The sequence below is a fragment of the uncultured Campylobacter sp. genome (genome assembly GCF_937949835.1).
Classification (GTDB): Bacteria; Campylobacterota; Campylobacteria; order Campylobacterales; family Campylobacteraceae; genus Campylobacter_B.
In genome coordinates this window covers 1-3,776 of sequence record NZ_CALEDC010000388.1, presented here as the reverse complement: position 1 = coordinate 3,776, position 3,776 = coordinate 1, and the positions used below count along the sequence as shown (strand labels likewise).

Here is a 3,776-nt window from a genome sequence, read left to right as displayed (position 1 = left end):
AAAAGATAGAGGACAAAGAGCTTTATGCGAATAGAAATAATGAAGAGACGAATATGGGCGCAAAACTGATGTATAACGCAACGCAAAATGATGAGGTAACGCTTGATTATCGTAAAGTAAATAATAAATTTAGGCGTACATACGGGCGTACGCGAACAACCTCGGGAGGCAATAACGATATTGCAAAAGAGGATATGAAAGGCTATACCGCAAGCCTGTCTCATCAGGGAAAATACGATAAGTTTATGATAGATAGCTACGCAAATTACGATAGCATGAAAGAAAGCGGCGCCCAGGATCTGCGTCTTAGAACGACTACGCTAAATTCTAAAGGCTCATATTTTTTCGATTCAAATGCTTTGAGTTTGGGCGTGCAATACCGAAGCGAGAGATTAAACGAAGCCGCTACTACCGCAGATGAGGCAAATGTCAAAAGATGGGATTATTCGATCTACGGCGAGGATGATTTTTATCTAACTGATGATTTAACGCTAACCGGTGAAATCAGATATAATCGCGACAAGGACTACGGCGGCCATATATCGCCGCGCGCTTATGCCGTTTATCGTTTAAACGAAAGTTTTTCTATTAAAGGCGGCGTTTCGACGGGATATTCAACTCCGGATATTAAGCAGCGTAGCGAGGGCCTTGCCTTGCCGTTTGCAGGAGGCCAGGGAGCGCAGATAGGCAGAAGCTCTTTAAAGCCTGAAAGTAGCATAAGCTACGAAGGTGGGTTTTCTTATGACGATAACGATAAATTTAACTTTAGCGCTACCGCGTTTTATACCGAAATCAAAGATGGAATTTCTACCAAATTAATTTGCCGTCCAAGACCGGGAAATCCTTGCGTGCATAACGGCAAAACTTACAGACGCGGAATTTGGGATACTATAAATATTGGAGAAGCCGAGGTTAGGGGTCTAGAGCTAAGTAGCGATTATCAAATTTTAGATAATTTGAAGCTGCATGCAAACTACGCCTATACGAAATCCGAGCAAAAAACGGGTAGCGAGAAGGGCAAAACCTTAAATAATTTTCCAATCCATTCGGTAAAGCTAGGATTTGATTACGACGTAAGCTCCAAGCTAAACTTATGGTCGCAAATAAATTATTATAGTAGGACGCGCGATAGCCTAAGCTACGATGAGGATATCCGCTCATACACGCTTTTTGATCTGGGCGCGAGCTATAAGCTCACAAAAGACACAAGTTTAAATTTTACGCTTTATAACATATTCAACGAATTCGTACTAACGCGCTCGGGAAATTATCAAATGATGGTCGTAGACGGGATGAAGGCGCAGGTTGGATTTAACGTGAACTTTTAAATTCGCGACGCATTAAATTTCGTCCGCGGATTTAAAATTTAAGGAAATTAATGGCGATTCTAAAAAGGAAAAAATTTTGGTTCAACGTCCATCTTGTTTTGACGCTTATATGCTGCGTGCCGATCTTAATCATAGCCCTTAGCGGCGCTATTATCTCGTATCACGACGAGATTATAGATGCGTTAAATCAAAGCAAATCTTTCGTGAGCCCGAGCGGAAAAGATGCCCTCGAACCCGCCGAAATTTTAAATATTTTCAGAAAAGCCAAGCCCGGTTTTACGCTCAGTTATTATAGAATTCCTCAAAATAAAAATGAGGCGATTAGGCTTTCCGGCACAGATTCTAGCGGCGAGTTTAAATCATATTTTATAGATCCTTATAGCGGCGAAATTACTTCGGAAAATATAGGCGATACGTTTATCGGCGTAGCGCTAAATCTACATACTAATCTAGGTTTTGGGCTAAGCAAAAACGAAACTCTGCGGCTAATAGGCAAAAATATTGTGGCGCTTAGCACGGTTATGTTTATTTTGGTCTTAATTTCAGGCGCGGTGATCTATTATCCTAGCTTTAGAGGGAAAATTTTACGCGCATTTAGGATAAATTTTAAAGCGAGAGGTTATGCATTTTTATATAGCTTGCATGGCGCAGTCGGAGTTTTGCTGCTGCCTATTTTGCTTACGATAAGCGCTAGCGGGCTTTATTGGTCGTATGATTGGATAGCCAAAATCACCAACAGAGCGCTAGGCGAAAAGGAAATTTTTAGAAAAACGAGTTTTACCGAAGTGCGAGGATTTTCGCTCGAGGATGAAGATAAAATTTTAAATTTGCAGACGGCACTTGATATTTTTAAGCGTGAACGCGGTGAAAACTACGAATTCTTTAACATCATCGCTCAAAAAGATGGAGAAAATTTTATGATCTTTTATTTCGATAAAGGCGAAAAGAGCGAAGAGCATATGAATACGATGAGTATAAACGTTAAAAAGGGCATCTTGCGGCATGCTCGCTATGATGATGCGAAAAGTGCTATGCCGCGCCCTTTTACTATACATAAAGCCGTTTTGAGCGTGCATTCGGGCTATATCTTCGGCGAGGTAGGCAAGTTCTTGTTTTGCGTAGCGGCGATTTCAGTGTTATTTTTTATAGTTACGGGATTTTGGATGAGCATAAAAAGAATTTGCAAGAAAAGATAAATCTATGAATTTAAAGCGGAGAAATAGCTTATTCGCGGCGTAAATTTAAAATTTTACCCGAAACGGTATCGCTCTTTTCAGCTAATAAAATTTTATGTGTAGCGCTTTGAAATACTATGTGCAGAGTCTTTGTGGGCCTTGTGCCGCATCCTGATTTTGTTAAATTTGCTTCGGCGTTTCAACCGCGCTCATTTGCCGTTCATAAAATCCCTAATATTCTGCGCGATCATCTTTATCAGCCGTTTGCGAGCCTCGACGCTCGCCCATGCGATGTGAGGCGTGATGACGACGTTGCGGCGATTTTTCACGCGCAAAAGCGGATGGTCCGCCTTCATCGGCTCTGTTTGCAGCACGTCAAGCGCCGTGCGCAGGCCTCGCTCGTCCACGGCACGAGCCAGCGCCTCCTCATCTACGATGCCGCCGCGGCCGAAATTCATCAAGATCGCCCCCTCTTTCATCTTCGCAAGCTCCGCCTCGCCGATCAATCCCGACGTTTTTTCATTTAGCGGAGCGTGGATAGAAATGATATCACAAGCTCTCAAAAGCGCGTCCAGGCTCACTCTGGCAAACTCGCCGTTATCGTTCGCGCCGCCGGTGGAGTAGTATCTCACGTTCGCGCCGAACGTAGCGGCGATGCGGGCGACCTTTGCGCCGATCTGTCCAAGCCCGATGACGCCGAATTCTTTGCCGTAAATTTCGCTGATGGGCGCGTCAATGTGGGTAAAAATTTCGCTCTCGCACCATTTGCCGCTACTGCCGTAATCCGCGTAGTATCCGAGCGCGTTGGTTAGCGCAAACAGCGACGCAAAGGTCTGCTGCACGACGCTGTTCGTCGAATAGCCCGCTACGTTTTTTACCGCGATGCCGCGAGTCTGCGCGGCCTGCATGTCGATGTTATTTGTGCCCGTGGCGCTGACGCAGATCAGCTTAAGCGCGGTTTGCGCCATGATCTCATCCGTGATTAGGACTTTGTTGGTTATGACGACATCGGCGCCGGCTAAGCGCTGTGCGGTTTGCGCGGGCTCGGTCATCTCGTAGCTTTCAAACTCGCCCAAGCTAGCGATCTCACTAAGATCGACATCTCCTCCCAGCGTCGCGGCATCCAAACATACGATTTTCATATTTTCCCCTTTGCGTTTTAAAATTTTAAGTCGTAGCAGCGCGGTTAAATTTAGCCGTTAAATTCCATTGCGCGATTCGGAGCACGGCGCTTAAACAGCAAAATTTTAACTCTGCAAATTTAGCTATTGCG

General features: G+C 44.6%; 3 protein-coding genes. 2 read left to right on the top strand and 1 reads right to left on the bottom strand.

Going from position 1 to position 3,776, the window contains the following annotated elements; genetic code table 11:
* The coding region (locus tag Q0256_RS08810; RefSeq protein ID WP_297962279.1) for a TonB-dependent receptor at nucleotides 1-1,328 on the top strand (1,328 nt) is incomplete at its 5' end.
* A gap of 50 nt (nucleotides 1,329-1,378) precedes the next feature.
* Nucleotides 1,379-2,524, top strand: a complete 1,146-nt coding sequence (locus Q0256_RS08805; protein ID WP_297962277.1) for a PepSY domain-containing protein — start codon at nucleotides 1,379-1,381, stop codon at nucleotides 2,522-2,524.
* A 188-nt stretch (nucleotides 2,525-2,712) separates the two neighbouring features.
* On the opposite strand, the gene Q0256_RS08800 is transcribed toward Q0256_RS08805, so the two are convergent.
* Nucleotides 2,713-3,645, bottom strand: a complete 933-nt coding sequence (locus tag Q0256_RS08800) for a D-2-hydroxyacid dehydrogenase (RefSeq protein ID WP_297962276.1) — start codon at nucleotides 3,643-3,645, stop codon at nucleotides 2,713-2,715.
* Nucleotides 3,646-3,776: the final 131 nt, after the last annotated feature.